This is a genomic window from Paenarthrobacter sp. (genome assembly GCF_031180005.1).
In the GTDB taxonomy this organism is placed as follows: domain Bacteria; phylum Actinomycetota; class Actinomycetes; order Actinomycetales; family Micrococcaceae; genus Arthrobacter.
In genome coordinates this window covers 1-26,206 of record NZ_JAPSHI010000008.1, presented here as the reverse complement: position 1 = coordinate 26,206, position 26,206 = coordinate 1, and the positions used below count along the sequence as shown (strand labels likewise).

The window sequence follows — 26,206 nt, the reverse complement described above, 5'->3', positions numbered from 1 at the left end:
CTAGAGCCCCACCGATGCCAGGAGGTGTCCGACTTCCTGCCTGCCGAGGTTGCGGATGCTGCCCTGGCGCTGATCGCCCAAGCCAATGGGACCCACCTTGACGCGCACAAGACGCTCCACCGGGAAACCGACGGCATCGAACATGCGGCGCACAATGCGGTTCTTGCCCGAGTGCAGGACAACCTCGATCAGGACGTGTCCCGGAGTGGAATCCACCAAGCGGAAGGAATCCACCGCAGCTACACCGTCTTCAAGCTCGACGCCGTTCTTCAGCTTTGTGCCGACACCTTGCGGGAACGGGCCACGCACCTGGACCAGGTACGTCTTGGGTACCTCATACGAAGGGTGCGTCAAGCGGTTGGCGAGTTCGCCGTCGTTGGTCAGCAGCAGCAGTCCCTCAGTGGCGACATCGAGGCGGCCGACGTGGAACAGGCGTTCGCCCTTGTTCTTGTTGTTCTTGAGGAAGTCGCTGATGCAGGGACGGCCCTCGGGGTCCTCCATGGTGGAAACGACGCCCTTGGGCTTGTTGAAGACCATGTAGACAAGGGTTTCGTCCAGCTGGATACGGATGCCATCGACGTGGATCACGGCGGACGTTGGGTCCACTCGCATACCAAGTTCGGTGGTGACCACGCCATCAACCTCGACGCGTCCTTCGAGGATCATTTCCTCGCACACTCGGCGTGAGGCCACGCCAGCCTGTGCCATGACCTTCTGCAGGCGAACGCCGTCAACATCGTGAAGGTCGGACTGCGGAACTTCCTGGCGCGGACCGCGGTTGCGACCCGGCTTCCGGATGGGGCCCAGGTTCTGGCCGAAGCGTTCGCTGCCGAAGGCCTTGGAGCCGTACTGCCGTGCAGGCTTCGCCTTGGGCTTCAGGGCGCCCGGAGTGCCCGGGGCTTTGCCAAAGCCGGGCTTGTTGGAGCCTGGCTTACGGAAAGGCTTTGCGGGCCTGGCTGCTTGGCCGCGATCGTAATCGCCCGCAGTTGTGGGGTTGTCAGGATCGAAAGGGGCCGCTTCGCGCGGCTTCGATGCCTTGAAGGGGCGTCCTTCGCCCTGGGTGAAGTTGCGCTTTCCAGCGCCGGCGCTGCCGCCGCGGCCGGAGAAGCCGCCGGCGTTGGAGCGGCCGGTGCCGCCCTTGGCCTCATTGCGTCCGGAGCTGTTGCGTCCCGAACCGTTACGTGGTGAACTCTGGCGTCCCGCCTGTGTCATGACCCGTCCTTGTGTAGTAATGGCCGGCAGTTGGTGTTGAAATCAACACTAGCCAGCCGGGCAGACATCGTCTGCCCCTTGTCGCTGTGCACCTAGGTCAGGTGCCGTGAATCAGTATGAAGTTGTCTTGCAGTGCCGGTGTGGGCCGTGGCTACATCCGGCTTGCGTCGTAATACTCGTCGATCCCTTCCAATCCCGGAAGGTGCGGCGAGAGCTGTGGCAGTTCAGCCACCGAGCCGATGCCCATCCGTTCCAGGAAGTACGAGGTTGTCCGGTATAGGACAGCTCCCGATTCGGGATCGTTTCCGGAGTCCTCGATCAAACCCCTCTGGGTAAGCGTCCGGACTACGGAATCGACGTTGACGCCGCGAATGGCAGACACCCGGGCCCTTGAGACCGGTTGCCGGTAAGCGATAACTGCCAGGGTCTCAAGCGCTGCCTGAGTAAGCCTGGTGGTCTGCCCCTCGAGGACGAACCTGCCCACGATGTCAGCAAATTCCGACCGTGAATAGATCCGCCACCCACCGGCGACGTTCCGCAATTCAAAACCCCGGGGTGCAGTACTGGCAGCGGCAAAGCCGACAGCATCCACGTCCGGGGCTTTAACAGTATAGCCGCTATACTCCCGCTGCAGGTCCTGCAGCAAATCCTCGACGACGGCGACCGTCACGTTGAGTCCGGCGGCCAGCTCTTCCGAGGTGGCCGGCTCATCAATGACCATAAGGACCGCCTCCAACGCTGCCCGCGCACCGCCGGGCAGGGCTTCCAGTTCAGCCAAGCCGTCCTCGACTGCTTCCTGCTCACTCACTGGTGCCATCCCCGCTTCGATTTGCTTCCGTTCCTGATTCGTACTCCTCGCTCAGGCTGGAACTGTCCCAGCCGGCGTCGTCACCTGTCCACCGAACTGTCAGCTCAGCCAACGGCCCGGGCTGTTCGAACGCAACGACGCGGTCACGGAACATCTCCAGCAACGCCAGGAAACGTGCCACCACCACCAAAGTAGTTTCGGCGTCGGCAATCAACGCCTGGAAGGACAACGGCGCTCCCAGCTTCAAGCGGTAGCCCATGATTTCAGCTTGTTCCTTGACGCTCACCGGCGGAGCGTGAAGATGGTCCAAGCCCACCTCGGCAGGTGCGGATTCCTTGGGTCTAAGTGCTTTGGCGGCAAGTTCCCCGAACTGCTCCGGCGTGTGCCGCCACACGAGCTCTGGAAGCAGCGCAGCGAAATGGCCTTCCAGCGCAACCTGCCGCGGGTATCTCCGGGCTTCCTGTTCCAGTGTCCCGCCCAGGATCCCGGCGATCTGTTTGAAGGCCTTGTACTGGAGCAGACGGGCGAACAGCAGGTCCCTCGCCTCAAGGAGCGCAATGTCCTCAGCGTCCTCAACCTCACCGGCAGGCAGGAGGCGCGCCGCCTTCAAATCCAGCAGCGTGGCAGCGATCACCAGGAACTCGCTGGCTTCATCCAGCGCCCAGTCCTCCCCCAGCTCCTGGAGCCGCCGGATGTACTTGATGAATTCATCGGTGACCGTGGCCAACGCCACCTCGGTGATATCCAGCTTGTGCTTCGAAATGAGGCCGAGCAGAAGGTCAAAGGGACCCGTGAAGTTAGCGAGGCGTACCTCGAAACCGGCCTTACGGGCTTCGGAGGTACCGGCGTCGGGCGCTTCCGCTTCAGCGGTGGGGGCGATTGACGGTCCCACCGTCCGCTAGGGCGCGCCGCCGCGCGAGATCAGTTCCTTGGCAAGGCGGCGGTAAGCGTCAGCCCCGATATGGTTGCCGGCGTAGCTGGTGATGGGCTCGGCGGCCACGGTGGCATCTGCAAACTTGATGGAACGCTTGATGACAGTCTCAAAGACCTTGTCCCCAAATGCCTCCACCAAGCGCGAGATGACTTCGCGGCTGTGCAGGGTGCGGGCGTCGTACATGGTGGCGAGGACGCCGTCCACCTGCAGCCGTGGGTTGAGGCGGTCCTGTACTTTCTCGATGGTTTCCACCAGGAGTGCAACGGCGCGCAAGGCGAAGAATTCACAGATCAGCGGGATAATGACGCCGTGGGCTGCAGTCAACGCGTTCACCGTCAGCAGGCCCAGCGATGGCTGGCAGTCGATCAGCACGACGTCGTAATCGTCCTCGACGCTCTTAAGCGCGCGGTCCAGGACTTGCTCGCGGGCTACCTCGTTGACGAGCTGGACTTCGGCAGCGGAAAGATCAATGTTTGCGGGCAGGAGGTCAACACCCTCGACGCCGGTCTGCTGGATGGCATCGCGGATGTTCACCTTGCGGTCCATCAGCACGTTGTAGACGGTGAGGTCAAGCTCGTGCGGGTTTGCCCCGAGGCCGGCGGAAAGAGCCCCTTGGGGGTCGAAGTCCACCAACAGGACACGCCGGCCGTACTCTGCGAGCGCAGCCGCCAGGTTGATCGTGGAGGTGGTTTTACCCACGCCACCCTTTTGATTGACCATGGCAATGACTCTCGCCGGTCCGTGGGAGGCCAGCGGAGCGGGTTCCGGGAATTCGCGGTGAGGACGGCCCGTGGGCCCCATGATGGCGTCTTCCAGATCGAGCTCGGTGCCTTCCAGCGTAGCTGTTCCCCGTTCGATGCTCACGTATCTAACCACTCTTTCGACGACGATCTTCCCTGCCGCTGCGCCCCCGGCGACAGCGCTGCTACCCCTTTAGGCTACAGCGCCCGACACGGTTATTCGGGGAACTTGACATTGGTCGATTCCTGAGCCTTGACCCTCTGGTTGAGGTCGAAGGTTGCCTGAGTGGCCGCGTCCCGCCGCCCGGAACAGCGAAGGCCGGCACCTAGTGGGTAGCCGGCCTTCGCCTCACTGTACTGCTCTGGAGCTGTTCCTGTTAGACCGTGACCTTTTCGCGGTTTTCAGCCGCAGGTGCAGCCTCTTCTTCGCCGCCGTGGGCGATCATGGTCTGCTCATCGAAGGGCTCGCTGCCTGAGAGGACGCGCTCTACCTGGCCATTGTCGATTTCCTTCACCCAGGTGCCGATGAGGACTGTGGCGACTGCGTTGCCGGTGAAGTTGGTCAATGCACGTGCCTCGGACATGAAGCGGTCGATTCCAACGATCATGCCCACGCCGCCCAAGAGCTCCGGCTTGTGTGCCTGGAGGCCGGCCGCAAGGGTGGCAAGTCCGGCACCCGTGACACCTGCAGCGCCCTTGGAAGCGATGATCATGAAGACCAGCAGGGAGATCTGTGCACCGAGATCCAACGGTGTGCCCATGGCGTTGGCTACGAACAGCGACGCCATGGTCAGGTAGATGGCCGTGCCGTCCAGGTTGAAGGAGTAGCCCGTGGGAACGGTGACGCCGACAACAGGCTTGGAGACACCCAGGTGCTCCATCTTGGCGATCAGGCGTGGCAGGGCTGCCTCGGAAGAAGAGGTGGAGAAGATCAGGAGGTACTCGCGTGCCAAATACTTCATGAGCTTGAAGATGTTCACGCCGGCCACTGCCCGGAGAAGCGTACCGAGGATGACCACAATGAACAGTGCGCACGTTACGTAGAAAGCAAGCATCAGGGTGAACATGCTGAGGATCGCTTGGGCGCCGGTGGCACCAACTACGGCGGCGATGGCGCCGAACGCTCCAACCGGTGCCAGCCACATGATCATGATGAGGATGCGGAACACGAGGCGCTGTCCGTGACCGATGGCGGTGAGGATGGGCGCACCCTGCTTTCCCATCTTCTGCAGTGCGAAACCGACCAGGATGGCAGCCAGAAGGGTGGGCAGGACCGGGATGTCACCGGGGATGATTCCCAGGAGGAAGTCCACTGTGCTGTTGGTGTCGGCCTTCTTGGTGGGGTCGTACGGGGTCAGCTTGAGCCCCTCGCCCGGATGGATCAGGTTGCCCACCACCAAACCGATGGCGAGGGCAAACGTGGACATTGCCACGAAGTAGCCCAAGGCGAGTCCCCCTACCTTGCCAACGGTTGCGGCCTTGGCAATGGAGCCGATGCCCAGGACGATGGTGCAGAAGATGACCGGGGCAATCATCATCTTGATGAGCTTGATGAAGCCGTCGCCGAGCGGCTTGAGGGACTTGCCGACCTCGGGGAACATCAGGCCGATCACGGCGCCGAGCACTACAGCCAGGATGACCGCGATGTACAGGTAATGCGACTTGTCGAGCCCCTTGCGTCCACCTTTGGCGGCTACTGCCGTCTCTCCTCGTTGAGAGGTCATGGGATTCTCCTTCTGGATACTGTGTAAGGCGCCGCGGTCCTGCACTGATGTCCAATCCGCCGCCCTTGTGTGATATCCATCATTGAGCCGCAGGTGACACACATCACCGTTGCGGTCATATTGGTCATGGGAGGCCCACGTGTTTCACAGCTGGAGCATCGCCCGCCGCTTGTTCGTGGCGAATTTGTTGTTCGTCCTGGTACTGACGGCGGCCTTTGGCGCATTCTCCGTGGTGGAAGCCAGGGACAGGGCCTACGACGAAGCGGGTGGAAGGATGCAGGCGATCGCCACGTCCCTGGCCAACAATCCCCTTGTCCTGGAGGCCTCTTTAACAGCTGATCCCTCAGCCATCCTCCAGCCCTATGCGCGGGAAGTCATGGACGACGCCGATGCTGATTTCATCACCATCATGGCTCCGGACAGGACACGCTGGACCCATCCCCGGACCGAGGAACTGGGCAAGCCCTACATCGGGACCATCGAGCCGGCCCTCGGCGGCGAGACCTTCACGGAAGTTACTGCAGGAACCCTGGGTCCCTCGGTCCGAACCATCGCGCCCGTCAAGGACGCCGACGGAAGTGTCCAAGCCCTTGTGGCTGCCGGCATCACGGTCCGCACCGTAGACACCGACGTTGCCGAAAGGCTGGGTGTGATCGGCGGAATTGCCTTGGTGGTGTTGGTCTTCGGTTCCTTCGCGTCGTGGCTGCTTGGACGATACCTTCGATCAGTTACCCGGGGCTGGGGACCCGAGCAGCTGGCACAACTGTTCGCGTACTACGAGTCCGTCCTCCACTCCGTCCGCGAAGGCGTGATCCTGATTGATACCCACGGCAAGGCGGTGATGTACAACGACCAAGCCGCAGAGCTGTTGGGCTTGGAGCCGTCCGACGCTGACCGGTCCCCTGACGACGCCCCGAAACTCGCTGATCTTCCCTTCGATGGCAGCCTGCGAGCGCTGTTCGAATCGGGTAGGCCCGCACATGACGAAATCCATCTGACCGGTTCCCGGATCCTGGTGGTCAACCAGGCCCCGGCAGTAGGGCCGGTGCCTGAGCGAAGCCGGCAGAAACCCGCCGTCTACGGCACGGTGGCCACTATCCGTGACCGTACCGAGATCGAGTCCCTGGGCACGGAGCTCCAGACGATGAAAACCCTCTCCGATGCCCTTCGCGCCCAGACACATGAGCATGCAAACCGGCTCCATATGATCGTTTCCCTGTTGGAGTTGGGCCGCACACCCCAGGCCTTGGACTTTGCCACCAAGGATCTGGAACTCAGCCAGCAACTCACCGATGACCTGGTGGCCTCCGTGGACGAGCCCGTCATGAGCGCCCTTGTGATGGGGAAGTCTGCGGAAGCCCACGAACGCGGCGTGGAATTGGTGGTCCGGACCTCAGGGAGCTCCGGTGTCCGTGGCCTGGAGCTCCAGGACCTGGTGACGATTCTCGGGAACCTGCTGGACAACGCGATTGACGCCGCCGCGTCCGGTGACTTTCCCCGGAAGGTGGAGCTGGACGTGGAAGCCGGGCCTGCCGCCGTCGAATTTACGGTGCGTGACTCCGGCAGAGGCATCAATCCGGGCTCCATCGATGACGTCCTGCAGTACGGTTTCAGCACGAAAACTCCGGAAGGAAACCGGCAAGGTGCCCATGGTCGGGGCGTTGGCTTGGCCTTGGTGCGTCAGGCAGTGGAGCGGCTCAACGGTACGATGACCATCAGCAATCCCGGCGGAGCACAGTTCCATGTCCTGCTCCCCGCGCCGGTTCCCGAGGAAGAGAAGGCATGACAGAGATCCGTGTCCTGGTGGTGGAGGACGAGCCCATAGCCTCGGACGCCCACTCTGTCTACATTGGCCGCTTGGACGGCTTCAACTTGGTCGGGACGGCACCGGATGGCCAGTCGGCCTTGCGCATCCTGGGCGAATTCGCGGCGTCCGGCTCCCCTGTGGACCTCGTCCTCTTGGACATGAACCTCCCTGACCTTCACGGACTGGACGTCGCCCGACGGATGCGTTCCGCGGGAGTCTTCGCCGACATCATCGCCATCACTGCCGTCCGTGAACTGAACATCGTCCGCAGTGCCGTGTCCATCGGCGTCGTGCAGTACCTCATCAAGCCGTTCACATACGCCACTTTTGCCGACAAGCTCAGCAGTTACCGGACCTTCCGCGAACAGTTGGCGGGCTCGATGTCCGGCATTTCCAAAGCAGGGGCCTCGCAGAGTGACGTTGACCAGGCGTTCGCGAGTCTTCGCGCACCCACGGAACTGCCGCTGCCCAAGGGACTCTCCGGCTCAACTCTGGAGTCAGTGAAGGACCTGGTGAGGGCGGGGCAGCGGCCGGTGTCCGCAAGTGAAGTCATGGACGCGCTGGGGATGTCCCGGGTGACCGCCCGCCGCTATCTGGAATACCTTGCCGACGCCGGAACGGTCACCCGGGCGCCCCGGTACGGCACCCCTGGCCGGCCGGAGAACGAGTACGGCTGGAACCGGGCCTAGGGGACCTCCCGTTCCCTCCGCCTCCGCAGTAAGCTGATGGCGACCCGTGGAGAGACCATGTCCGCACAGCCCCCGCTCCGACAACCGGAATCACCAGCGCTACCGCAGCTGATGGAAGCCCGCGAGGCGTTTGCCCGTGGAGACTGGGATGCTGCGCGTCGGGCCATGGAAAGTGCCGGTGACGAATCCCCGCTGAGCCTGGAGGACGTGGAAATCCTGGCGCGCTCCAAATGGTGGCTCGGGGACGTTCAGGGATCCATGGCACTATCCGAAAAAGTATTTCGCGGGTTGGTCGCCGGTAAACAGTTCCGGGCAGCGGCTAAGGCTGCACTGACCTTGTCTCTGCAGGGGGGTGTCCGCGGGAACATCGCTGTGTCATCGGCATGGCTGAACCGGGCGCGACGCCTACTTGACAGGCTTCCCGAGTCTCCGGAGCACGGATATTTGCTGTATCTGGAGGGCAACGACGCAATTTACCTCGAAGGTGACGCGGACTCCGCCTTTGCTGCTTCCCTCCAGCTGACCGCCATGAATCGTCGGCAGAAAGCTCCCGAGCTGGAGAGTTTTGCGTTCATGTTGTCGGGTCTCGCAGCCGTCCGGAGAGGCCAGGCAGCTCGCGGCTTCGAGGACCTGGATCAAGCACTGCTTCCCGTGATGGCCGGCCAGGTGTCGGCGGAGTGGGGTGGCGATATCTACTGCTCCGTCATCCACCTCTGCTACGAACTGGCCGATTACTCGCGCATGAGGTGGTGGACCGACGCTTTGGCCGCGTGGTGCGCCGGGCTGTCCACGTCTTTCATGTACTCGGGGATCGTCCGGGTCCATGAACTGCAACTGATCATTGCCGAAGGTGGCTGGAAGCAGGCGGAGGAGGAGCTGGCTCACCTCGGCGAGCGTCTTCGGCATGCCCATGCTTGGATCGCGGCCGACTGCTTCTACGAACTGGGCGATATTCGCCGACGGCAGGGAAACAAGTCCGGCGCCGCGGCGGCTTATGCCATGGCCCGTAGACTCGGCATTGATGCCCAGCCCGGCTCAGCCTTGCTCCTGGCTGATGCGGGAAAGGACGAGGAAGCACTTACGGATCTTCGCGCCGCGTTGGCAGACCGTGGGCGCCTCGGACGGGCCTGGTTGCTGCTTCCACTCGTGGAGTTGCTTGCACCCCGGGACCTTGACGGTGCTGAGGTGTATTGCTGCGAGCTGGAAGGAACTGCGGCTTACTACGGAACAGCGGGATTGATTGCCTGGGCACATCATGCGAGAGGTACTTTGTTGACGGCCCAAGGCCGCTGGATCCAGTCGCTGCCCGAGTTCGAAGCGGCGGCGCAAGGCTACCGTTCCCAGCATTTACGCTATGAGCTGGCACGGATCCATGAGCGGATATCGTCAGTCAGGGCGGCGCTGGGCGAGACCGGGGCGGCCGACGCGGAACGCGCCACCGCTGCCGCCATCCGTACGCAGCTCGGAGCTGCACCGTCCTCCTTGCCAAATGTTGATCACGCACTGAATGGGCTGACGGCCAGGGAAGTGGAAGTACTGGGATGCGTACTGTCCGGCTCGAGCAACAGGCATATAGCTCAGACACTCACCATCTCCGAGAAAACAGCCAGCCGTCACCTGTCGAACATCTTCACCAAGATCGGCGTCAACTCCAGGACCGCTGCGGCCGCTTGGGCACGTCATCACGGAATAGCAGAGCACCCCCGGACTTGAGCCTGCATGTTTTGACCCATGGTGCGCCAAAAGATGCAGGTTTCCGTGGACGCGCTGGAAGGCTCCGCCGCCATACCTTGAAGTTACGGACAACGGGCCGGGCAGGCCGACCCCCTCATCATCAAGGAACAGCGATGAACAGCACCCAGGCCGGGCAACAGGAAGCTTCCACGTCGGCGAAAGCCGTCCAACAGGCCACTGGCCGATTGATCGGAATCCTCAACGATTCTTCCATCGCCCTCTTGGTGGTGGTAGGCCACCAGACTGGCCTTTTAGAGGCGTTGTCGACCCTCCCTCCAGCCCCTGGCAGCCTTATTGCCGACGCGTCAGGCCTCAACGAGCGCTACGTCAGGGAATGGCTGGGCGGCATGACCTCGGCCGGATTCGTGGACTACCAACCGGACAGCGGTACGTATCTCCTGCGCCCGGAATTCGTTCCCGTCCTGACAGGTGCAGGTACCGAAAATCTCGCGCGAACACTTCAGTACGTGGCGCTCATGGGTGAGGTGGCCCCGAAGATCGCCCATGCGTTCCGGAAAGGCGGCGGAACAAGCTACGAGGACTACTCGCGGTTTCATCACATCATGGCTTCTGAAAGCGCTGCAGTGAACGATGCATTGTTGGTAGAGACGATCCTTCCCTTGACAGATTGCGTGGAAGCACTGCGCAGCGGCATCTCCGTCGCCGACATCGGATGCGGCCAAGGTCATGCTTTGAACCTGCTGGGGTCCTCCTTCCCTGCCAGCACTTTTACCGGCTACGACTTCTCCGTCGAGGCATTGGCAACGGCCGCCGCCGAGGCCTCAGCCTTGGGACTTTCGAATGTCCGATTCGAGCTCCAGGATGTGAGCCGGTTGAAGGCCGCCGAGGCGTTCGACTTGGTGACAGCGTTTGACGCAATCCACGATCAAGCCCACCCAGCTGAGGTGCTTGTGAACATCCGTGCTGCGCTCAAGCCCGGCGGCACCTTCCTGATGGTGGACATCAATGCTTCAAGCCGTCTGGCGGAGAACTTGGAGCTCCCGTGGGCGGCCTTCCTGTACACCATTTCTACATTCCACTGCCTGGCTGTTTCCTTGGGGCAAGGCGGCGATGGTCTGGGCACGGTGTGGGGGAAGGAACGGGCAACGGACATGCTTCGTGAAGCGGGATTCCGGACCGTGGAGGTGAAGGAACTGGAGGAGGACCCGTTTAATGCGTACTTCATCGCTCAGGCCTGAATGTATACACGAAAGCAAAGTTCGTGGCAGTTAGTACCCTAATAGGCGATCCATGTATACACTGTAGGCATGCGTGCCAGTGATCGGGCTTACTCGGCCCTACGGGAAGACATCATTGAGTGGCGCTTGCGGCCGGGTACTGTCTTGGCGGAAGTGGAGCAGTCCGAGCGTCTCGGGGTGTCCCGGACACCGGTTCGGGAGGCGCTGGGCCGGCTCAGCGCTGAGGGATTGACGACGGCGGCAGGGGGCCGCGGCGTCGTCGTCACCGACATCTCGCTGGAGAGCATCGATGAGTTGTTCGAGTTGCGTGAAACCCTTGAAGTGCGGGCCGCGGCGTTGGCAGCCCAGCGCGGGGACCCGGGTGTTTTCGCCGAGTTGCATGCCCAACTGTTGTTGGCCCCTGAACTGCTTCGCGAGACTGATCCGGCACGGCACGAGTACTACGCCTTAGTAGGCCGTTTGGATGAGGCCATCGATGCCGCGGTCTCCAACTCCTACCTGGCCCAGGCGATGCGGAGCCTGCGGGTCCATTTGGTCCGGGTCCGGCGCCTGGCCGCCGACGACACTGCCCGGCTCCACGCAGCCGCCGCCGAGCACGCCGCCATTGCCGAGGCCATCGCCACGGGCAACCCGCGGCTGGCCGAAGCCGCCACCACAGTCCACCTGCACCGCAGCCTCACCCACGTCAAAGCCACCCACGCTACTGCCCTGAAACACACTGCCTAAAAAACACCACTGCCTAAAACACCACTGCCTTGAAGGAGCACCATGGTCAAGAACCATCACGTCCGCGTCTATAAGTCCGAAGAGAACCTGCCCCGCGAGGAGCAGTTGGCGCACAAGATCGCCGTGGTCGCCGCCGACCCCGTCGAAGTCACCCCCGAGGTCACCGACATGGTGATCAACCGGATCATCGACAACGCCTCGGTGGCCATCGCCTCGCTGAACCGTGGCCCCATCGTCGCAGCCCGCGCCCAGGCACTGGCCCACGCACCCTCGGCCAACGGCAAGGGCGCCCGCGTGTTCGGCATCTCGGAGCAGGTCTCCCCTGAGTGGGCTGCCTGGGCCAACGGCGTGGCCGTCCGCGAACTGGACTACCATGACACGTTCCTGGCAGCGGACTACTCCCACCCCGGGGATAACATCCCGCCGATCCTGGCCGTCGCCCAGCACGTCGGTTCCAACGGCAAGGATCTGGTCCGTGCCATCGCCACCGGGTACGAAATCCAGGTGAACCTGGTCAAAGCGATCTGCCTGCACAAGCACAAGATCGACCACGTGGCACACCTCGGCCCCTCCGCCGCGGCAGGCATCGGCACGTTGTTGGGTTTGGATGTTGAGACGATCTTCCAGTCCGTGGGTCAGGCCCTGCACACCACCACCGCCACACGGCAGTCCCGCAAGGGCGAAATCTCCACCTGGAAAGCCCACGCACCGGCCTTCGCAGGCAAAATGGCCGTCGAAGCAGTGGACCGCTCCATGCGTGGCCAGACCTCCCCCGTGCCGATCTACGAAGGCGAAGACGGCGTGATCGCCTGGATGCTGGATGGCCCGGACGCCTCCTACGAGGTCCCGCTGCCACTGCCCGGGGAAGCCAAACGCGCCATCCTGGACACCTACACCAAGGAACACTCCGCCGAATACCAGGCCCAGGCCTGGATCGACCTCGCCCGTAAACTCAACCGTGAGCACCCCGAAACCACCGACCCGGCCAACGTCGCCTCCGTGCTGATCAAGACCAGCCACCACACCCACTACGTGATCGGCTCCGGCGCGAACGACCCCCAGAAGTACTCCCCCACCGCGTCCCGCGAAACCCTGGACCACTCCATCCCGTACATCTTCACCGTCGCCCTGCAGGACGGTGCCTGGCACCACGTGGACTCCTACGCCCCCGAACGCGCCGCACGTCCGGACACCGTGGAACTGTGGCACAAGGTCACCACCGTGGAAGACCCCGAATGGACCCGCCGGTACCACTCCTTGGACATCGCCGAGAAAGCCTTCGGCGGCACTGTTGAAATCACCCTGACCGACGGAACCGTCATCACCGATGAAATCGCCGTGGCCGACGCGCACCCGCTCGGTGCCCGGCCGTTCGCCCGCGAGCAATACATCAACAAGTTCCGCACCCTCGCTGCAGGACTCGTGGAAGACGCCGAAATCGAAAGGTTCCTCACCGCCGTCGAACGCGTCACCGAACTCGGAGCCGGCGAACTGGACCAGCTGAACATCACCGCCGCACCCGGCGTGATCGACCTCAGCAACGCGCCCAAGGGACTGTTCTAAATGCTGTACTCCACAACCACCCCCGAACAGAAACGCCTCAAACTCCGGGAACTCCTCGCCTCCGGGACCGTGCAGCAATTCCCCGGGGCGTTCAACCCGCTCTCAGCACGCCTGATCGAGGAAAAGGGCTTCGCCGGCGTCTACATCTCCGGCGCGGTCCTGGCCAACGACCTCGGCCTGCCCGACATCGGCCTGACCACCCTCACTGAGGTAGCCACCCGGGCCGGGCAAATCGCCCGCATGACCGACCTGCCCTCCCTCGTGGACGCCGACACAGGCTTCGGTGAACCCATGAACGTGGCTCGGACCATCCAAGAACTCGAAAACGCGGGCCTGGCCGGCTGCCACATCGAAGACCAATTCAACCCCAAACGCTGCGGACATCTGGACGGCAAAAACGTCGTTGACATCGATACCGCCACCCAACGCATCCGCGCCGCAGCAGACGCCCGCCGCGACCCGAACTTCCTCATCATGGCCCGCACCGACATCCGCGCCACAGATGGAATCCAAGCGGCCCAGGACCGCGCCAAAGCACTGGTAGACGCCGGCGCCGACGCGATCTTCCCGGAAGCCATGCGTGACTTGGACGAATTCCAGGCCATCCGCGACGCCGTGGACGTGCCTATCCTGGCCAACATGACAGAGTTCGGCAAAAGCGACCTCTTCACCGTGGACCAGCTTCAGGGCGTCGGGGTGAACATGGTCATCTACCCCGTCACCCTCCTCCGCATTGCCATGGGCGCTGCAGAGCGTACTCTGGAATCGATCAAGGCTGCGGGGACCCAAGAAGCGCAAGTGGAAAACATGCTCACGCGTGCGCGCCTCTACGAACTCGTCGACTACGAGGCATACAACCAATTCGATACCGGCGTATTCAACTTCCAGGTACCTGGCGTCCGCTAGGTTCCGAATTCATCAAGGGGAACGCAGGCACTCCGGCACACCGGAAGCGCCTGCACTATGAACGAAGGAGTTCAGCATGGCTGCTGAAGACATCAAAAAGGGCCTAGCCGGCGTCGTGGTGGACTACACCGCCGTCTCAAAGGTCAACCCGGACACCAACTCGCTGCTCTACCGCGGCTACCCGGTCCAGGAACTGGCCGCCAAATGCAGCTTCGAAGAAGTCGCCTACCTGCTATGGAACGGCGAGCTGCCCAACGAATCAGAGCTGGCTGAATTCACGGCCAGGGAACGCGCAGGCCGCGCCCTGGACCCTGTGGTCAAGTCAGTGGTGGATACGTTGCCCACCACGGCCCACCCCATGGACGTGTGCCGCACGGCAGCATCCGTGCTCGGCGCCCGGCACGAACTGGCTGAGGATTCCTCTCCCGAAGCGAACATGAAGAAAGCCATCGACCTCTGGGCTGCCATGCCCGCCGTGGTGGCCTACGACCAGCGCCGCCGCCGCGGCCAGGAACCCGTTGAACCACGCGAAGACTTGGACTACTCAGCCAACTTCCTCTGGATGACCTTCGGCGAAGAACAGGTCCCCGAAGTGGTCGAAGCGTTCAACGTCTCCATGATCCTGTACGCCGAGCACTCCTTTAACGCCTCAACGTTCACCGCCCGCGTGGTCACCTCCACCCTCTCGGACCTGCATTCAGCCGTGACCGCCGCGATCGGCGCCCTAAAGGGTCCGCTGCACGGTGGTGCCAACGAAGCCGTGATGCACACCTTCGACGAGATCGGCATCCGCAGCGAAGAATCCCTCGAAGAAGCAGCCACCCGCGCCCGGGCCTGGATGGAAGACGCACTGGCACAGAAAAAGAAAGTCATGGGCTTCGGACACCGCGTTTACAAGCACGGCGACTCCCGCGTGCCCACCATGAAAGCCGCCCTGGACAAAATGATCGCCCACTACGGACGACCCGAACTCCTGGGCCTCTACAACGGCCTCGAACAAGCCATGGACAAGGCCAAAGCCATCAAGCCCAACCTTGACTACCCGGCCGGCCCCACGTACCACCTCATGGGCTTCGACACTCAAACGTTCACGCCGCTGTTCGTCGCCAGTCGCATCACCGGCTGGACCGCCCACATCATGGAACAGGTCGCTTCCAACTCCCTCATCCGCCCGCTGAGCGAATACAACGGGCCGGAAGAGCGGCACGTCCCCTAACGCGTCCCGAAATTTCGGTGATACGTACGACGGCGGGCCGGTCGCCCAAAAAGGTGACCGGCCCGCCGTCGTACTTGCTCCCGTCGTGCTACCGCTGAGGATCCACCCAATCAATCGTGTGGACGTCGGCTACATTCTCGTTGTCTGCCGCCAAGGCCACCCTCACCGCGATGCGCTGGCCGGAAATCATCGCCGGCAGCCAGTGTTCCGCATCAGCCCACATCCGCTCAACCGGAAGTTGCGCCACGGGGAACCACGCAGGGGCAATCTCGTCGCTTTCCGATGGCTCCCCCTCCCACGAGCGGGTCAAAAACACGGTGGTGGCCATGTTCCACTCGGGCCTCGCAGGGAAGACGAAATCAACTGTGCCCGCCGGAATCAGGTCTTTCGCGTGAACCACCACGTTGATCTCTTCCATGACCTCACGGCACGCAGCCTGCGAGGCGGTCTCCCCCAACTCAACGTGCCCGCCGACACCCACCACCTTGCCCCGACCGAAACCTGTCTTCTTGGTCCCGAGCAGGACATGTTCACCGTCCGCACCGTCGCGGAGGAGGAAGCACAAAGTCACATGGGCTGCAGTCATGCTGCCTACCTTAACCTGATCTCCCCTGCCGCTGCCGCCATTGCTACAGTGAGCCCATGACTGAAGGTGGGGGTAGTGGGCGAGCCCAGGTGGCAGCGGTGGACGACGGTGTTGGCGCAACTGCCGGCGTAGCAGATTCGGGCGAGGAAAAAAGCACCGCAACCCCCGCCAAGGTAAAACGCGAACGGGACGCCTGGCTCCCCCGCTGGTTGGTGGCACACCCCCTGTACGCCGGCTGGGCGTGGATAGTTGTCTGGGCAGGACTCATCGTCCTGGACGAAGTAGTGGACCTGGCCGGATGGACCTGGTACCTGCTGGTCCTCGTGGCTGCCCTGCCCACCCTGATCTCTACGCTGGTGGTGCTGCATGCCACGCCGCGAAGCCACCTCAGGGCAGTCGATGCAACCGTCCTGGGCCACTTCTTCGTCCGGTTCCTTGCACTGGTGGCAGCATTCATGGTTTGGGCAGCCTCAGTGGTGATGAGTGCTTCCATCTCCACCACCGTCCAGTCCGTGATTGGCGATTCCGAAAAGGAAGTCACGGCACTGGGTTTCAACATCATGCTGGCAGCAGTTCCGCTGGTGCTCTCCATCCTGTGGATGGCATTCATCGTCCGCTGTGCGTGGTTCCTGCGGCGGTTGCGAGGCTGGCGTCAGATACCACTGAAGACACGCGTACCAAAGAAATTCCTCCGCGGGCGCCCCCGGCTCAAGCGCGTGGTGGTAGGGCTGGCTCACCCCGGACTCCTGCTGGTAGCCGGCTTGGGGACCTCGCTGCTGGCGCTGTTCGTCGACGCCGTGGAGCTGACGCTGAACGTGCTTGAGTAACTCGGACACTGTTCAAACGCCTTGGCTATCCGAGCGCCTGGCTATCCAAGTGCTCTGGGATGCGCCGCTGCGTAGACCTCACGCAAAGTATCTGCGGTGACCAAGGTATAGACCTGGGTGGTGGTCACGGACGCGTGTCCCAGCAGTTCCTGAACCACCCTCACGTCCGCCCCGCCTTCCAGGAGGTGGGTGGCGAAGGAATGGCGCAGAGTGTGTGGTGAGACGTCTTTGGTGATGTTGGCCTTCTCGGCGGCGGTCTTGAGGATGGTCCACGCACTCTGCCTGCTGATCCGCCCACCCCTGGCGTTGAGGAACAGCGCCGGGGAGCCTTTTCCCTTGGACGCCAGCAACGGCCTGCCGCGGACAACATAGGCGCCGACGGCGCGGGCACCGTAAGAGCCCAGGGGCACCAGGCGTTCCTTGGAACCCTTGCCGAAAAGCCGCACGATGGCAGGGTCGCCGGCGGTGTCTTCGAGGGAGACGTCATCAACGTCCAGCCCCACGGCCTCGCTGATTCGGGCACCCGTGGAGTAAAGGAACTCAAGCAAGGCGCGGTCTCGCAGGCCGGTAGCGCTGTCTGAGCCTGCAGCTTCCAGGATGCGCGTCACTTCGCCAACGCTGATGGCTTTTGGAAGCCGCTTGCCCGGCATTGGTGGGTGCACATCGCTGGCTGGGTCCGCCGTCGTGGTTCCTTCCAGCGCCCAAAACTTGTGGAGTCCGCGCACTGCTACCACTGTGCGTGCAGCGGAGCGGACCCCCAAGGCGGCGGCGCCGTCTGAACCGTCGGACAAGGCCTGCACGAAAGCCGTCAGGTGATGCCGTGTGATGTTTCCCGGCTGATCCACCCCTTGGGCGGCAAGGAAGTTCGAATACCGGGTGAGGTCCCTGCGGTATGCCGATAGCGTGTTCGCCGCCAAGCCTCGCTCCACCCCGACGTGCTGCAGATAGTCGGTTATTGCACGGTCAACGCCATTGACGGTACGAGTCGCGGCCTCGGCCATGCTCAGCGCTGGCTCGGGTGAGCCGGCCAAGGCGCGTTGGCTGGACGGAGGCTGGTGAAGCCATCAGCCTTCGCGGCAGCGGCCGCGAGGATCCCCAGCACCGCAGACGGATTATGCAGCCGGCCTTCCAGCACGGCTTTTACGGCGTCGTCAAGCGGCACCCAGCGGAGTTCAATTTCGGCTTCTTCATCGGTGCGGACATGCCGGTCTGCCAAAGGAACGTCGCTGAGGCCTCGAGCCAAGTAGATTCGGACTGCCTCGCTGGAGGAACCCGGCGAGTTGAAGAAGTCCACAAGGACGTTCCAAGTAGCCGCCACCAGGTCAGCTTCCTCCGCCAGCTCCCGGGCCGCACCCACCACGAAGTCCTCGCCTTCGACGTCGAGCAGGCCAGCGGGGATCTCCCACAGATCCATGGCGACCGGATGCCGGTACTGCTTCAGCAGAAGAATCTCACCGTCCACGTTCATGGGCAGCACCGCTACAGCGCCGGGGTGGTCGATGTAGTCACGAACCAGGGTGTCCGTGCCGTCGCTGAGTTGGAACGAGTCGCTGACGACGTCCCAAATGCGGCCTTCATATACCTTGCTGGTAGACAAAAGACGGCGCGGGCTCGGCATATCCGAAACCTGCCGTGACGTGCTGGAAGTTTCAGAGATACCGGGCATCGCGCCGTCCTTTGTGAGTACTTGCTTTTACTTGGCTGCTACCGCGCGGGCACCGGTCTTGGTGTCCACGGGCGCACCTTCACGACGCTCCAGTGCAGCCTTGACCAAACCTGCGAACAGCGGGTGCGGGCGCGTGGGCCGGGAGCTGAGCTCCGGGTGCGCCTGCGTTGCCACGTAGAACGGGTGCACTTCGCGGGGAAGCTCCACATACTCCACGAGCTTGCCGTCAGGGGAGGTACCGGAGAACACCAGGCCCTCGGCAGCGATCTGGTCGCGGTACTTGTTGTTGACCTCGTAGCGGTGGCGGTGCCGTTCGCTGACGGTGGTGGTGCCGTAGGTCTCGGCAATGACCGAGCCTTCATCCAGCTTGGCTTCGTAAAGGCCAAGGCGCATGGTGCCGCCGAGGTCTCCCTTGCCTTCCACGATGTCCAGCTGCTCTTCCATGGTGGCAATAACCGGGTACTTCGAGTCGGGCTCGAATTCGCTGGAGGAAGCACCTTCAAGGCCAACCACGTTGCGGGCGTACTCGATCACCATGCACTGCAGGCCCAGGCACAGGCCAAGCACCGGGAGCTTTGTTTCGCGGGCGAACTTCAAAGCGCCAAGCTTGCCTTCAAGGCCGCGGATACCGAAACCGCCGGGTACGCAAATGGCGTCCACACCAGCCAGGGACTTGGTGGCGCCTGCCAGAGTTTCACACTCGTCCGAGGGGACCCAGCGGATCTTGACCTTGGCTTCATTGGCGAACCCACCTGCGCGGAGAGCCTCGGTGACCGAGAGGTAGGCGTCCGGGAGGTCGATGTACTTGCCTACGAGGGCAATCTCGACCTCATGCTTGGGGTTGTGAACAGCTTCAAGCAGCTTGTCCCACTTACTCCAGTCAACGTCCTTGAACGGCAGATCCAGTGCACGGACGATGTAGGAGTCCAGGCCCTGGGAGTGCAGGGTCTTGGGGATGTCGTAGATGCTGGGAGCGTCAGCGGCATTAACCACGGCGTCGATGTCGACGTCGCACATGCGGCCGATCTTCTCGCGCATGGCGTCGGGCACTTCGCGGTCCGAGCGGATCACGATTGCTTCAGGCTGGATACCAATGGAGCGGAGGGCAGCCACGGAATGCTGGGTGGGCTTGGTCTTCAGTTCCTGGGAAGGACCGATATACGGCACCAGTGAAACGTGCAGGAAGAAGACGTTGTTGCGACCCACGTCCTGGCGAACCTGGCGTGCCGACTCAAGGAACGGCTGCGACTCAATGTCGCCCACGGTGCCACCGATTTCGGTGATGATGACGTCCGGAGCGTTTTTGCCTTCGGCAGGCAGGCGCATGCGGCGCTTGATTTCATCGGTGATGTGGGGAATGACCTGGACGGTATCTCCGAGGTATTCGCCGCGACGTTCCTTGGCGATGACTGTGGAGTAGATCTGGCCCGTTGTGACGTTGGCCGAACCTTCGAGGTTTTCATCGAGGAAGCGCTCGTAGTGTCCGATGTCGAGGTCTGTTTCGGCGCCGTCATCCGTCACGAATACTTCGCCGTGCTGGAAGGGGTTCATCGTGCCCGGATCCACGTTCAGATAGGGATCGAGCTTCTGCATAGTTACAGACAAACCACGTGCCCGCAGCAGGTGACCGAGGCTGGAAGCCGTCAGACCCTTACCGAGCGAGGACGCCACACCACCGGTGACGAAGATGTGTTTGGTCGTCTTGGACGAGCCCGGGAACCGGGAATTTACACGGGAATTTGATCGCTGCACCACGGAATTCGAGCTTATCATCAATTACGCCTTCCAAGCGTCTGTTCGGATTCCCCAAATGGTCAATAGTTGCTCACCACCGCATTCCAAGCAAGACCCGGGCGGGATTAAGTGCACCCGTGTGATTGTGCTCGCACTAGCCCGCGGCACCTGGTCCGCCCGCAACACTAAGCGCGCTGCGGCAGGAGCTTAGCGTCGTCCAGCAACTCCTGGGCATGCGCCTGTGCACTCTCGGAATCCTCTTGTCCGGCCAGCATTCGGGCAAGCTCCTTGACCCGCTCGTCGTCGCTAAGAAGCTGAACGTCACTGGACGTGAAGCCCGTGGTTGTCTTCCCATCAGCGCCACGCACGGAAGTTTTAGTCACACGGATGTGTTGATCTGCGAAAGCGGCTACCTGTGGCAGATGTGTCACCACCAGAACCTGGACGTGCCGGGCGAGCATGGCCAGCCTCCGTCCGATTTCGACGGCGGCACGCCCACCCACGCCCGCGTCCACCTCGTCGAAGACGAACGTGGGGACGGGATCCACGGCGGCAAGCACTACCTCGATTGCCAACATCACCCTGGACAGTTCACCGCCGGAGGCACCCTTGCCCAGCGGCCTCGCCGGGGCACCGGAATGAGGTTGGAGGAGGAAGGCAATCTCGTCGGTGCCCCACGGGCCCAACACGCCGGTGCCATCCACCTCGATGACCAATGTTGCATCCGCCATCGCCAAGGCCTTTAGCTCCGCGCTCACCCTGGCTGAGAGGTCCTTGGCAGCTTTGAGGCGGGCTTTGGTGATGGCAGCGGCCAGTTTGCGCAGGGCGGCCTCCGCGGAACCCACCTCAGCATCCAGGGACTCGATGCGGCTTGAGTCATCCTGCAACTCGTCGAGGCGTGTCCTCGCTGTAGCTGCCCACTCAAGCACTTCGTCAATGCTCGGGGCGTACTTTCGGATCAGCTTGGCAAGGGCAGCCCGCCGCTCCTCGATTTCGGAGAGCCGCTCAGGGCCCTCCGTGTCCAACGCTGCCTGGTAGCTGGACAACTCGGCGGCGATGTCATTGAGGAGGAAGCCCACCTCGGCCAGCCGGTTTGCTGCGGAACGAAGTTCCTCGTCGTGCTCCGCCACGTGCTCCAGTGTCCGCTTGGCCGCATCCACCATGGTGGTTGCATCCCCGGCGTCTCCGAATTCTTCAGCAATCAGCGACTCGTGGGCCGCAGCGGCCGCTAAACGCAGTTCTTCCACGTTGGCCAGTTTTACGGCCTCGGCCTTTAGTGTTTCGTCCTCACCGGGCTGCGGATCCACCTCATCGATTTCCTTGAGGGCCGCGTCCAGGGATTCAGCCTCCCGCAAACGCTCGCGGGCTTCGCTGCGAAGTGTTTCGAGTTCGGACTGGATGGCCTTCCAGTGGTTGAACAGTTCCTGATACTCCCCCAGCGTCTTGGCGAGGGGTGCTCCGGCAAACCTATCCAAGGCGTGCCGCTGAGCAGTGGCGCTCTTGAGCCGAATCTGGTCTGACTGACCGTGGACCACCACCAGGCTCTCGCCCAACTCAGCCAAAACACCCACCGGTGCCGCACGTCCGCCAACATAAGCCCGGCTACGCCCGTCGGCACCCACGGTGCGGGCCAGCAGGAGCTCAGCTACGCCGTCGAACTCTTCCGCCTCCCCGCCGGCCTCCTTGGCGCGTTCCACCGCACTGTGGGCGGGATGGAGCTTCAGCACGGCTTCCGCCGACGCGGATTTGGCGCCGCTCCGAACGGCACCGGCGTCCGAGCGGGCACCAAGAAGGAGTCCGACGGCGGTCACCACCATGGTCTTGCCTGCACCGGTTTCGCCGGTGACGACGCTGAGTCCGGGGCCCAGCGGCAGGGCGGCGTCGGTTATGACGCCGAGGTCACGGATTCGGAGTTCTTCGAGCATGTTTCACTTCGCATTCGTGGGGTCTGATGGCTCACCGTGCCCCAGGTCCGGGGACGTTCCGGAGTCCCGGGGGCTGGGCAAGGGAGCCGGTGACAGTGTACGGATGACAGGGATGGGACCGGTGTGTACCTCGCCACTCCGAGGGGCCGGGCCGCGCCAGCCGTGGATGGGAAGCTGGAACTTGCGGACAAGCCGGGCCGAGAACGGTGTCTTGTGTGTCCGTGCCAGCCGCACCGGGGTTGCCGAGCGTGTCACTTCAACGCGCGCTCCCGGCGGGAGATCCACGGACCGTCGGCCATCGCACCAGAGGACCCCCAAGGCGTCTGTCCGGTTCATGATTTCGACCGCCAACTTGGAACGAGGTGACACCACCAGTGGCTTGGCAAAAAGTGCGTGAGCACTGATCGGAACGATGACCAAAGCTTCAACCTCGGGCCACACAACGGGGCCACCTGAAGAAAAAGCGTAGGCCGTGGAACCCGTGGGCGTCGCGAGGACAACACCATCACAGCCGAACGACGTCAGAGGACGCTCGTCAACCTCGGTGACAACCTCCAGCATGCGTTCACGGTTGGCCTTCTCAATGGCAGCCTCGTTCAAAGCCCACGTGTGCCAGATCTTCTGGCCCTTGACCCACACCTGCACATCGATGGTCATGCGTTCTTCCACCGTGTACTGACGGCTGGCTATCCACTCCACGGTCTGGGCGAGATCGGCCCGTTCACTTTCCGCCAGGAATCCCACGTGCCCCAGGTTGACGCCCAGCAGCGGGACATCGACTTCACGGACCAGCTCAGCTGCGCGGAGAATGGTGCCATCGCCGCCCAGGACCATCACCAGCTCCACGTCCTCCAGGTTGACGTGATCGTTGAGGATCTCGATGGGCGTATCGAGGGCACCAAAGAAGCGTTCGATATCTGCAAGTTCGGACTTCTGCAGCACGGGAACCAGACCAGAGGCATGCAGTTGCGTACAGGCATCCCACGCTGCGCGGAGCGATTCCTCCCGCCCGGTGTGGGCAAGGACAAGTACACGCCTGCTCATCGGATCTGCTTTCTAGTGGTTCGGCCAGAGTTTCTTGATCAACGCAGCAACGTCCTCGTCCCGCTCTTCGATCTTAGGCAACACCGAGGACATCCTGCGCGTCATCCACAGGAAGTATTCAACATTTCCGTCCTGCCCCGGAAGCGGACTGGCTGCCAGGTCTTGAAGTTCAAGGCCTGCATCCACTGCTGCGCGGGCCACTTGGGCGACCGCCCGCCGTCGTTCATTCTCCGAAGACACCACTCCGGTTCGGCTCAGACGCTCCTTGCCAACCTCAAACTGCGGTTTGACCATAAGCACCAAATCGCCGCCCGGCTCGGTGCACTGCGCAAGCGGCCACAGGACCAGCGTCAGCGAGATGAAGGACAGGTCAGCCACCGTCAGTTGTGCCGGGCCACCAATCTCCTCCGGGGTCATATACCTGACGTTGAGGCCTTCGTGGACCTCAACCTTGGGATGCTCCCGAAGGTGCGTGACCAGCTGACCGTGCCCCACATCCACAGCCACTACTTCGGCGGCTCCTTGCCGTAGCAGGACGTCAGTAAAACCACCCGTGGAGGCGCCGGCGTCGAGGCACCGCTTTCCGGAAACCACGACGGCGGGAAACGCCTTCAGCGCGCCGGCCAGCTTATGCCCTGCGCGACTGACGTAGATGTCCTCAAGGTGGGACTCGACATCCAACTCCGTCGTAGCATCCACTTGGTGGGCGGCTTTGATGAGGACGTTGCCGCCCGAGCTGACCTTGCCGTCACTGATGAGCTTGGCGGCATGGGTACGGGACCTCGCCAGCCCACGGGTGACGAGTTCCTGATCAAGTCTTGGCATGCGTTAGCTGTCGCCTTCCGGGCGGGGATCGCTGGGGGTGCTTTTAGGGACTGCCGGAAGTCCGGGTTCGGCGTCCAAGGCTTCCAACAAAGCGTCATGGACGCCGGCGTAAAGCTCCCCATGACCCGGTACGGGCGCATTCGCGACGTCACTGAGCGGGACGAGAGCCCTGTCCACCAGCGAATCCCCCGTGGGGCTTGCAGCGTCGGGCCACTGGACTGCAGGTCGCTCCGGTTCTGCAGGTTCCAGCTCGGAGTGTTGGGGCTCTGAGTGTTGGGGCTCGGTCATCGCACCAGTTTAGTGATTTCGCCATTCCATCTGCGGCGCATTTGCCACGTCCGTGTCGGGTACCGCTGTCCACCAGGCAGCGCACGCCGCACGCCACGCGTCGAGGTCACTCTCGTCACCCGTAACTGTAACGGTCGCATCCGCGGCAACTGCAGTCGCCGCACCGCAACGGAACGTGCCACCGTCGCTGACAACCTCCGGATATGGCGCATAAAGGCCTTCCAGGTCTGCCAGCAGGTAATCCGGACGTTCGTCAGTCCGCGCCGCAATGATGGTGTAGGTGGTGTCCACACCGGTGAGGACGGCCGCCGTCGCAAATCCTGCGCGGTTGCCACCCAGGATGTCCGTGTCCAACCGGTCGCCCACAACCAGCGGACGATCGGCGTTTAGCCGTTTTGCTGCCGCGTGGAAAAGGGGCGCTTCGGGCTTGCCTGCCACCAACGGCGTCTTACCCGTGGCAGCCGCCACCGCGGCAACCAGCGTTCCATTACCCGGTGCCATGCCGCGGGCCTGCGGGATAGACATGTCCGTGTTGGTGGCAAACCACATGGCACCCCCGGCTACGACATATGACGCCTCCGCCAGATCCTTCCACCCAATCTCCGGGTTGAACCCCTGGACCACCGCCACCGGGGATTCGGCGGCACTGTGCACCGGCTTAAGTCCAACCAATTCGATCTCATGGGCCAAGGCCGCACTGCCAGTAATGAGGACGTGCGCCCCCGCAGGCAGCATGGAAGCCAGAAGCTCCCCCGCTGCCTGGGAGGAACTGACCACTTGATGGTCCTCAGCCGGCGCACCGAGCTCACGCAGATGCGCCGCGACCTGGGCAGGGGTGCGGGAGGCATTGTTTGTCACGTAACCCAGCCCAACGCCTACGGTTTCAAGACGCTGCAATGACTCCACAGCCCCGGGAATGGCGTGCGGTCCTGCATAAACCACTCCATCCAGATCCGAAAGGACAGCATCAAACGATGAGATCAGTGAATCAGCCATGCTGGGAGTCGGAGCCCTCGTTCTCGGTATCTTCGTCTTTTGCTTCTGCTTCTTCGTCCGCTGAATCGATGTCAGATTCCGCGTCATCGGATTCGAAGTAATCCGACTCGACATCATCAAGCTCAATGTCATCATGCTCAACATCAGCGGCTGCGGCCTCAACTATGACCGTCTCCGTTTCAGGCTTCACGACGTCGGCGTCCGGGGCTGGCTTCTCGAAGCGCGGCTTACGCGCAGCTGCTTCTTCCTGCTCGTCCCAGCCCAGGTCCAAAATTTCGGGTTCGGCGAAGTCGCCCACACCCAAAGCGTTCTCAGCTACGAGCGCCTGCCGGGCCCACTTATCCGCTTCCTCGGTGCGACCCACCGCGCTGAGAGCTTCAGCGTATGCGCGGAAGAGGCGGGGGCTGTAGGAGAACGCCCGGTTGATGTCCAACTGGGGGATCTCAAGCTCACTGACCGCCGCATCAAACTGCTTGAGGTCCGCACGGGCTCCTGACGCCACGATGGCTAGCTCAACCTTGCCCGGAGCGTCCAGGTCCTGGGCTTCCGGAGAGCGCACCATGTCAAGGGCGCGATCGGGGCGGCCAAGGCCACGCTCGCAGTCAGCCATCACCGGCAAATGCACGTTGGATCCACTGATGCGGCGGTACGTACGGAATTCGCGCAGTGCCTCACCGTAGTGACCAGCGGCGTAAGCCGTGAGGCCAACAGCTTCACGGACGGCCGACAGGCGACCGCCGCGGCGGCTTGCGGCCAAGGCGTGCTGGAACGCGAGCTCGGGTTCAATGTCGATCAGGCGGCCAGCCATGACCAGGTGCTTTGCGACCCAGCCAGCGCTCTGCTCCTCAAGGGTCTTGATCTGGTGCCCAGTAGCACGGTCGAGTTCCTTGCCCGTGACATCCTCGTCAATTTCAGGCGAGCGTTCGCGGTCAGGGCGGTTGGCGCTGCGGATGTCCTTGGCGTTGGGGACCCGGGCCGGACGTTCTTCCCACGAACCGCCGCGTTCGTTGCGGTCACCGCCAAAGTTCCGCGGTCCGCGCTCGGGACGGTCGCCGAA

The 26,206-nt window shown here is 62.8% G+C and carries 23 protein-coding genes and 1 pseudogene; 9 read left to right on the top strand and 15 right to left on the bottom strand.

Annotated elements, in window-relative coordinates; genetic code table 11:
- The 5 genes from RIF72_RS07955 to RIF72_RS07935 all read right to left on the bottom strand — a co-directional run bounded on the left by RIF72_RS07955 (position 1) and on the right by RIF72_RS07935 (position 5,418).
- Positions 1 to 1,212, bottom strand: coding sequence for a pseudouridine synthase (locus tag RIF72_RS07955; protein WP_309074294.1), 1,212 nt, complete (start codon positions 1,210 to 1,212; stop codon positions 1 to 3).
- A 151-nt stretch (positions 1,213 to 1,363) separates the two neighbouring features.
- Entirely contained in the window at positions 1,364 to 2,029 is a 666-nt protein-coding gene (locus RIF72_RS07950; RefSeq protein ID WP_309074293.1) for an SMC-Scp complex subunit ScpB, read from the bottom strand.
- Entirely contained in the window at positions 2,013 to 2,912 is a 900-nt protein-coding gene (locus RIF72_RS07945) for a ScpA family protein (protein WP_309074292.1), read from the bottom strand. Before RIF72_RS07945 ends, RIF72_RS07950 begins: the two co-directional genes overlap by 17 nt.
- A 6-nt stretch (positions 2,913 to 2,918) precedes the next feature.
- Positions 2,919 to 3,818, bottom strand: coding sequence for a ParA family protein (locus RIF72_RS07940; protein WP_011774377.1), 900 nt, complete (start codon positions 3,816 to 3,818; stop codon positions 2,919 to 2,921).
- A 253-nt stretch (positions 3,819 to 4,071) separates the two neighbouring features.
- A complete protein-coding gene (locus RIF72_RS07935) occupies positions 4,072 to 5,418 on the bottom strand; it encodes a cation:dicarboxylate symporter family transporter (protein ID WP_309074291.1) in 1,347 nt (448 codons plus the stop codon).
- A 139-nt stretch (positions 5,419 to 5,557) separates the two neighbouring features.
- Here RIF72_RS07935 and RIF72_RS07930 point away from each other — a divergent pair, with 139 nt between their 5' ends.
- From RIF72_RS07930 to RIF72_RS07895, 8 genes are all read left to right on the top strand, one after another.
- On the top strand, positions 5,558 to 7,204 hold the full coding sequence (locus tag RIF72_RS07930; protein ID WP_309074290.1) for a sensor histidine kinase: 1,647 nt from the start codon (positions 5,558 to 5,560) through the stop codon (positions 7,202 to 7,204).
- Positions 7,201 to 7,914, top strand: coding sequence for a response regulator (locus RIF72_RS07925; RefSeq protein ID WP_309074289.1), 714 nt, complete (start codon positions 7,201 to 7,203; stop codon positions 7,912 to 7,914). Before RIF72_RS07930 ends, RIF72_RS07925 begins: the two co-directional genes overlap by 4 nt.
- Positions 7,915 to 7,971: 57 nt before the next feature.
- Entirely contained in the window at positions 7,972 to 9,627 is a 1,656-nt protein-coding gene (locus tag RIF72_RS07920; protein ID WP_309074288.1) for a helix-turn-helix transcriptional regulator, read from the top strand.
- A gap of 134 nt (positions 9,628 to 9,761) precedes the next feature.
- A complete protein-coding gene (locus RIF72_RS07915; protein WP_309074287.1) occupies positions 9,762 to 10,847 on the top strand; it encodes a class I SAM-dependent methyltransferase in 1,086 nt (361 codons plus the stop codon).
- Positions 10,848 to 10,916: 69 nt separating this feature from the next.
- On the top strand, positions 10,917 to 11,573 hold the full coding sequence (locus RIF72_RS07910) for a GntR family transcriptional regulator (RefSeq protein ID WP_309074286.1): 657 nt from the start codon (positions 10,917 to 10,919) through the stop codon (positions 11,571 to 11,573).
- Between the two features lie 42 nt (positions 11,574 to 11,615).
- Positions 11,616 to 13,136 (top strand): MmgE/PrpD family protein, encoded by a 1,521-nt coding sequence (locus RIF72_RS07905; protein ID WP_309074285.1) that lies wholly within the window; start codon positions 11,616 to 11,618, stop codon positions 13,134 to 13,136.
- Complete coding sequence (gene prpB / locus RIF72_RS07900; protein WP_309074284.1) at positions 13,137 to 14,042, top strand: methylisocitrate lyase; 906 nt, start codon at positions 13,137 to 13,139, stop codon at positions 14,040 to 14,042.
- A 76-nt stretch (positions 14,043 to 14,118) separates the two neighbouring features.
- On the top strand, positions 14,119 to 15,258 hold the full coding sequence (locus RIF72_RS07895) for a bifunctional 2-methylcitrate synthase/citrate synthase (protein ID WP_309074283.1): 1,140 nt from the start codon (positions 14,119 to 14,121) through the stop codon (positions 15,256 to 15,258).
- Between the two features lie 88 nt (positions 15,259 to 15,346).
- On the opposite strand, the gene RIF72_RS07890 is transcribed toward RIF72_RS07895, so the two are convergent.
- A complete protein-coding gene (locus tag RIF72_RS07890; RefSeq protein ID WP_309074282.1) occupies positions 15,347 to 15,844 on the bottom strand; it encodes an NUDIX domain-containing protein in 498 nt (165 codons plus the stop codon).
- A gap of 56 nt (positions 15,845 to 15,900) precedes the next feature.
- Here RIF72_RS07890 and RIF72_RS07885 point away from each other — a divergent pair, with 56 nt between their 5' ends.
- Positions 15,901 to 16,671 carry a hypothetical protein gene (locus RIF72_RS07885; RefSeq protein WP_309074281.1) on the top strand — a complete coding sequence of 257 codons (771 nt, stop codon included), beginning with the start codon at positions 15,901 to 15,903 and terminating at the stop codon, positions 16,669 to 16,671.
- 41 nt (positions 16,672 to 16,712) lie between these two features.
- Here RIF72_RS07885 and xerD read toward each other — a convergent pair whose 3' ends face one another.
- The 9 genes and pseudogenes from xerD to RIF72_RS07840 form a co-directional block, all read right to left on the bottom strand.
- A complete protein-coding gene (gene xerD, locus RIF72_RS07880) occupies positions 16,713 to 17,672 on the bottom strand; it encodes a site-specific tyrosine recombinase XerD (protein ID WP_309074390.1) in 960 nt (319 codons plus the stop codon).
- Between the two features lie 2 nt (positions 17,673 to 17,674).
- Positions 17,675 to 18,337, bottom strand: a complete 663-nt coding sequence (locus RIF72_RS07875; RefSeq protein WP_309074280.1) for an NUDIX hydrolase — start codon at positions 18,335 to 18,337, stop codon at positions 17,675 to 17,677.
- A gap of 27 nt (positions 18,338 to 18,364) precedes the next feature.
- Positions 18,365 to 20,110 carry a CTP synthase gene (locus RIF72_RS07870; protein WP_309074279.1) on the bottom strand — a complete coding sequence of 582 codons (1,746 nt, stop codon included), beginning with the start codon at positions 20,108 to 20,110 and terminating at the stop codon, positions 18,365 to 18,367.
- 146 nt (positions 20,111 to 20,256) lie between these two features.
- On the bottom strand, positions 20,257 to 21,996 hold the full coding sequence (gene recN / locus RIF72_RS07865; RefSeq protein ID WP_309074278.1) for a DNA repair protein RecN: 1,740 nt from the start codon (positions 21,994 to 21,996) through the stop codon (positions 20,257 to 20,259).
- Between the two features lie 3 nt (positions 21,997 to 21,999).
- Entirely contained in the window at positions 22,000 to 23,040 is a 1,041-nt protein-coding gene (locus tag RIF72_RS07860; RefSeq protein ID WP_017200789.1) for an NAD kinase, read from the bottom strand.
- Between the two features lie 12 nt (positions 23,041 to 23,052).
- Positions 23,053 to 23,865, bottom strand: a complete 813-nt coding sequence (locus RIF72_RS07855; RefSeq protein WP_309074277.1) for a TlyA family RNA methyltransferase — start codon at positions 23,863 to 23,865, stop codon at positions 23,053 to 23,055.
- A 3-nt stretch (positions 23,866 to 23,868) separates the two neighbouring features.
- Entirely contained in the window at positions 23,869 to 24,153 is a 285-nt protein-coding gene (locus RIF72_RS07850) for a hypothetical protein (protein ID WP_309074276.1), read from the bottom strand.
- Between the two features lie 9 nt (positions 24,154 to 24,162).
- On the bottom strand, positions 24,163 to 25,149 hold the full coding sequence (locus RIF72_RS07845; protein ID WP_309074275.1) for an HAD-IIA family hydrolase: 987 nt from the start codon (positions 25,147 to 25,149) through the stop codon (positions 24,163 to 24,165).
- Positions 25,142 to 26,206 (bottom strand): annotated as a pseudogene (locus RIF72_RS07840) (hypothetical protein); the annotation flags it as partial. The pseudogene RIF72_RS07840 and the gene RIF72_RS07845, both read right to left, overlap by 8 nt.

Excerpts from the sequence above, each read along its gene's own strand:
- RIF72_RS07870 (WP_309074279.1), bottom strand. The coding sequence starts at position 20,110 with ATGATAAGCTCGAATTCCGTGGTGCAGCGATCAAATTCCCGTGTAAAT.
- RIF72_RS07860 (WP_017200789.1), bottom strand. The coding sequence starts at position 23,040 with ATGAGCAGGCGTGTACTTGTCCTTGCCCACACCGGGCGGGAGGAATCG.
- RIF72_RS07850 (WP_309074276.1), bottom strand. The coding sequence starts at position 24,153 with ATGACCGAGCCCCAACACTCAGAGCCCCAACACTCCGAGCTGGAACCT.
- prpB (WP_309074284.1), top strand. The coding sequence starts at position 13,137 with ATGCTGTACTCCACAACCACCCCCGAACAGAAACGCCTCAAACTCCGG.
- RIF72_RS07910 (WP_309074286.1), top strand. The coding sequence starts at position 10,917 with ATGCGTGCCAGTGATCGGGCTTACTCGGCCCTACGGGAAGACATCATT.
- xerD (WP_309074390.1), bottom strand. The coding sequence starts at position 17,672 with ATGGCCGAGGCCGCGACTCGTACCGTCAATGGCGTTGACCGTGCAATA.
- recN (WP_309074278.1), bottom strand. The coding sequence starts at position 21,996 with ATGCTCGAAGAACTCCGAATCCGTGACCTCGGCGTCATAACCGACGCC.
- RIF72_RS07905 (WP_309074285.1), top strand. The coding sequence starts at position 11,616 with ATGGTCAAGAACCATCACGTCCGCGTCTATAAGTCCGAAGAGAACCTG.
- RIF72_RS07845 (WP_309074275.1), bottom strand. The coding sequence starts at position 25,149 with ATGGCTGATTCACTGATCTCATCGTTTGATGCTGTCCTTTCGGATCTG.
- RIF72_RS07925 (WP_309074289.1), top strand. The coding sequence starts at position 7,201 with ATGACAGAGATCCGTGTCCTGGTGGTGGAGGACGAGCCCATAGCCTCG.
- RIF72_RS07895 (WP_309074283.1), top strand. The coding sequence starts at position 14,119 with ATGGCTGCTGAAGACATCAAAAAGGGCCTAGCCGGCGTCGTGGTGGAC.
- RIF72_RS07875 (WP_309074280.1), bottom strand. The coding sequence starts at position 18,337 with ATGCCCGGTATCTCTGAAACTTCCAGCACGTCACGGCAGGTTTCGGAT.
- RIF72_RS07915 (WP_309074287.1), top strand. The coding sequence starts at position 9,762 with ATGAACAGCACCCAGGCCGGGCAACAGGAAGCTTCCACGTCGGCGAAA.
- RIF72_RS07920 (WP_309074288.1), top strand. The coding sequence starts at position 7,972 with ATGTCCGCACAGCCCCCGCTCCGACAACCGGAATCACCAGCGCTACCG.
- RIF72_RS07950 (WP_309074293.1), bottom strand. The coding sequence starts at position 2,029 with ATGGCACCAGTGAGTGAGCAGGAAGCAGTCGAGGACGGCTTGGCTGAA.
- RIF72_RS07890 (WP_309074282.1), bottom strand. The coding sequence starts at position 15,844 with ATGACTGCAGCCCATGTGACTTTGTGCTTCCTCCTCCGCGACGGTGCG.
- RIF72_RS07935 (WP_309074291.1), bottom strand. The coding sequence starts at position 5,418 with ATGACCTCTCAACGAGGAGAGACGGCAGTAGCCGCCAAAGGTGGACGC.
- RIF72_RS07885 (WP_309074281.1), top strand. The coding sequence starts at position 15,901 with ATGACTGAAGGTGGGGGTAGTGGGCGAGCCCAGGTGGCAGCGGTGGAC.
- RIF72_RS07955 (WP_309074294.1), bottom strand. The coding sequence starts at position 1,212 with ATGACACAGGCGGGACGCCAGAGTTCACCACGTAACGGTTCGGGACGC.
- RIF72_RS07855 (WP_309074277.1), bottom strand. The coding sequence starts at position 23,865 with ATGCCAAGACTTGATCAGGAACTCGTCACCCGTGGGCTGGCGAGGTCC.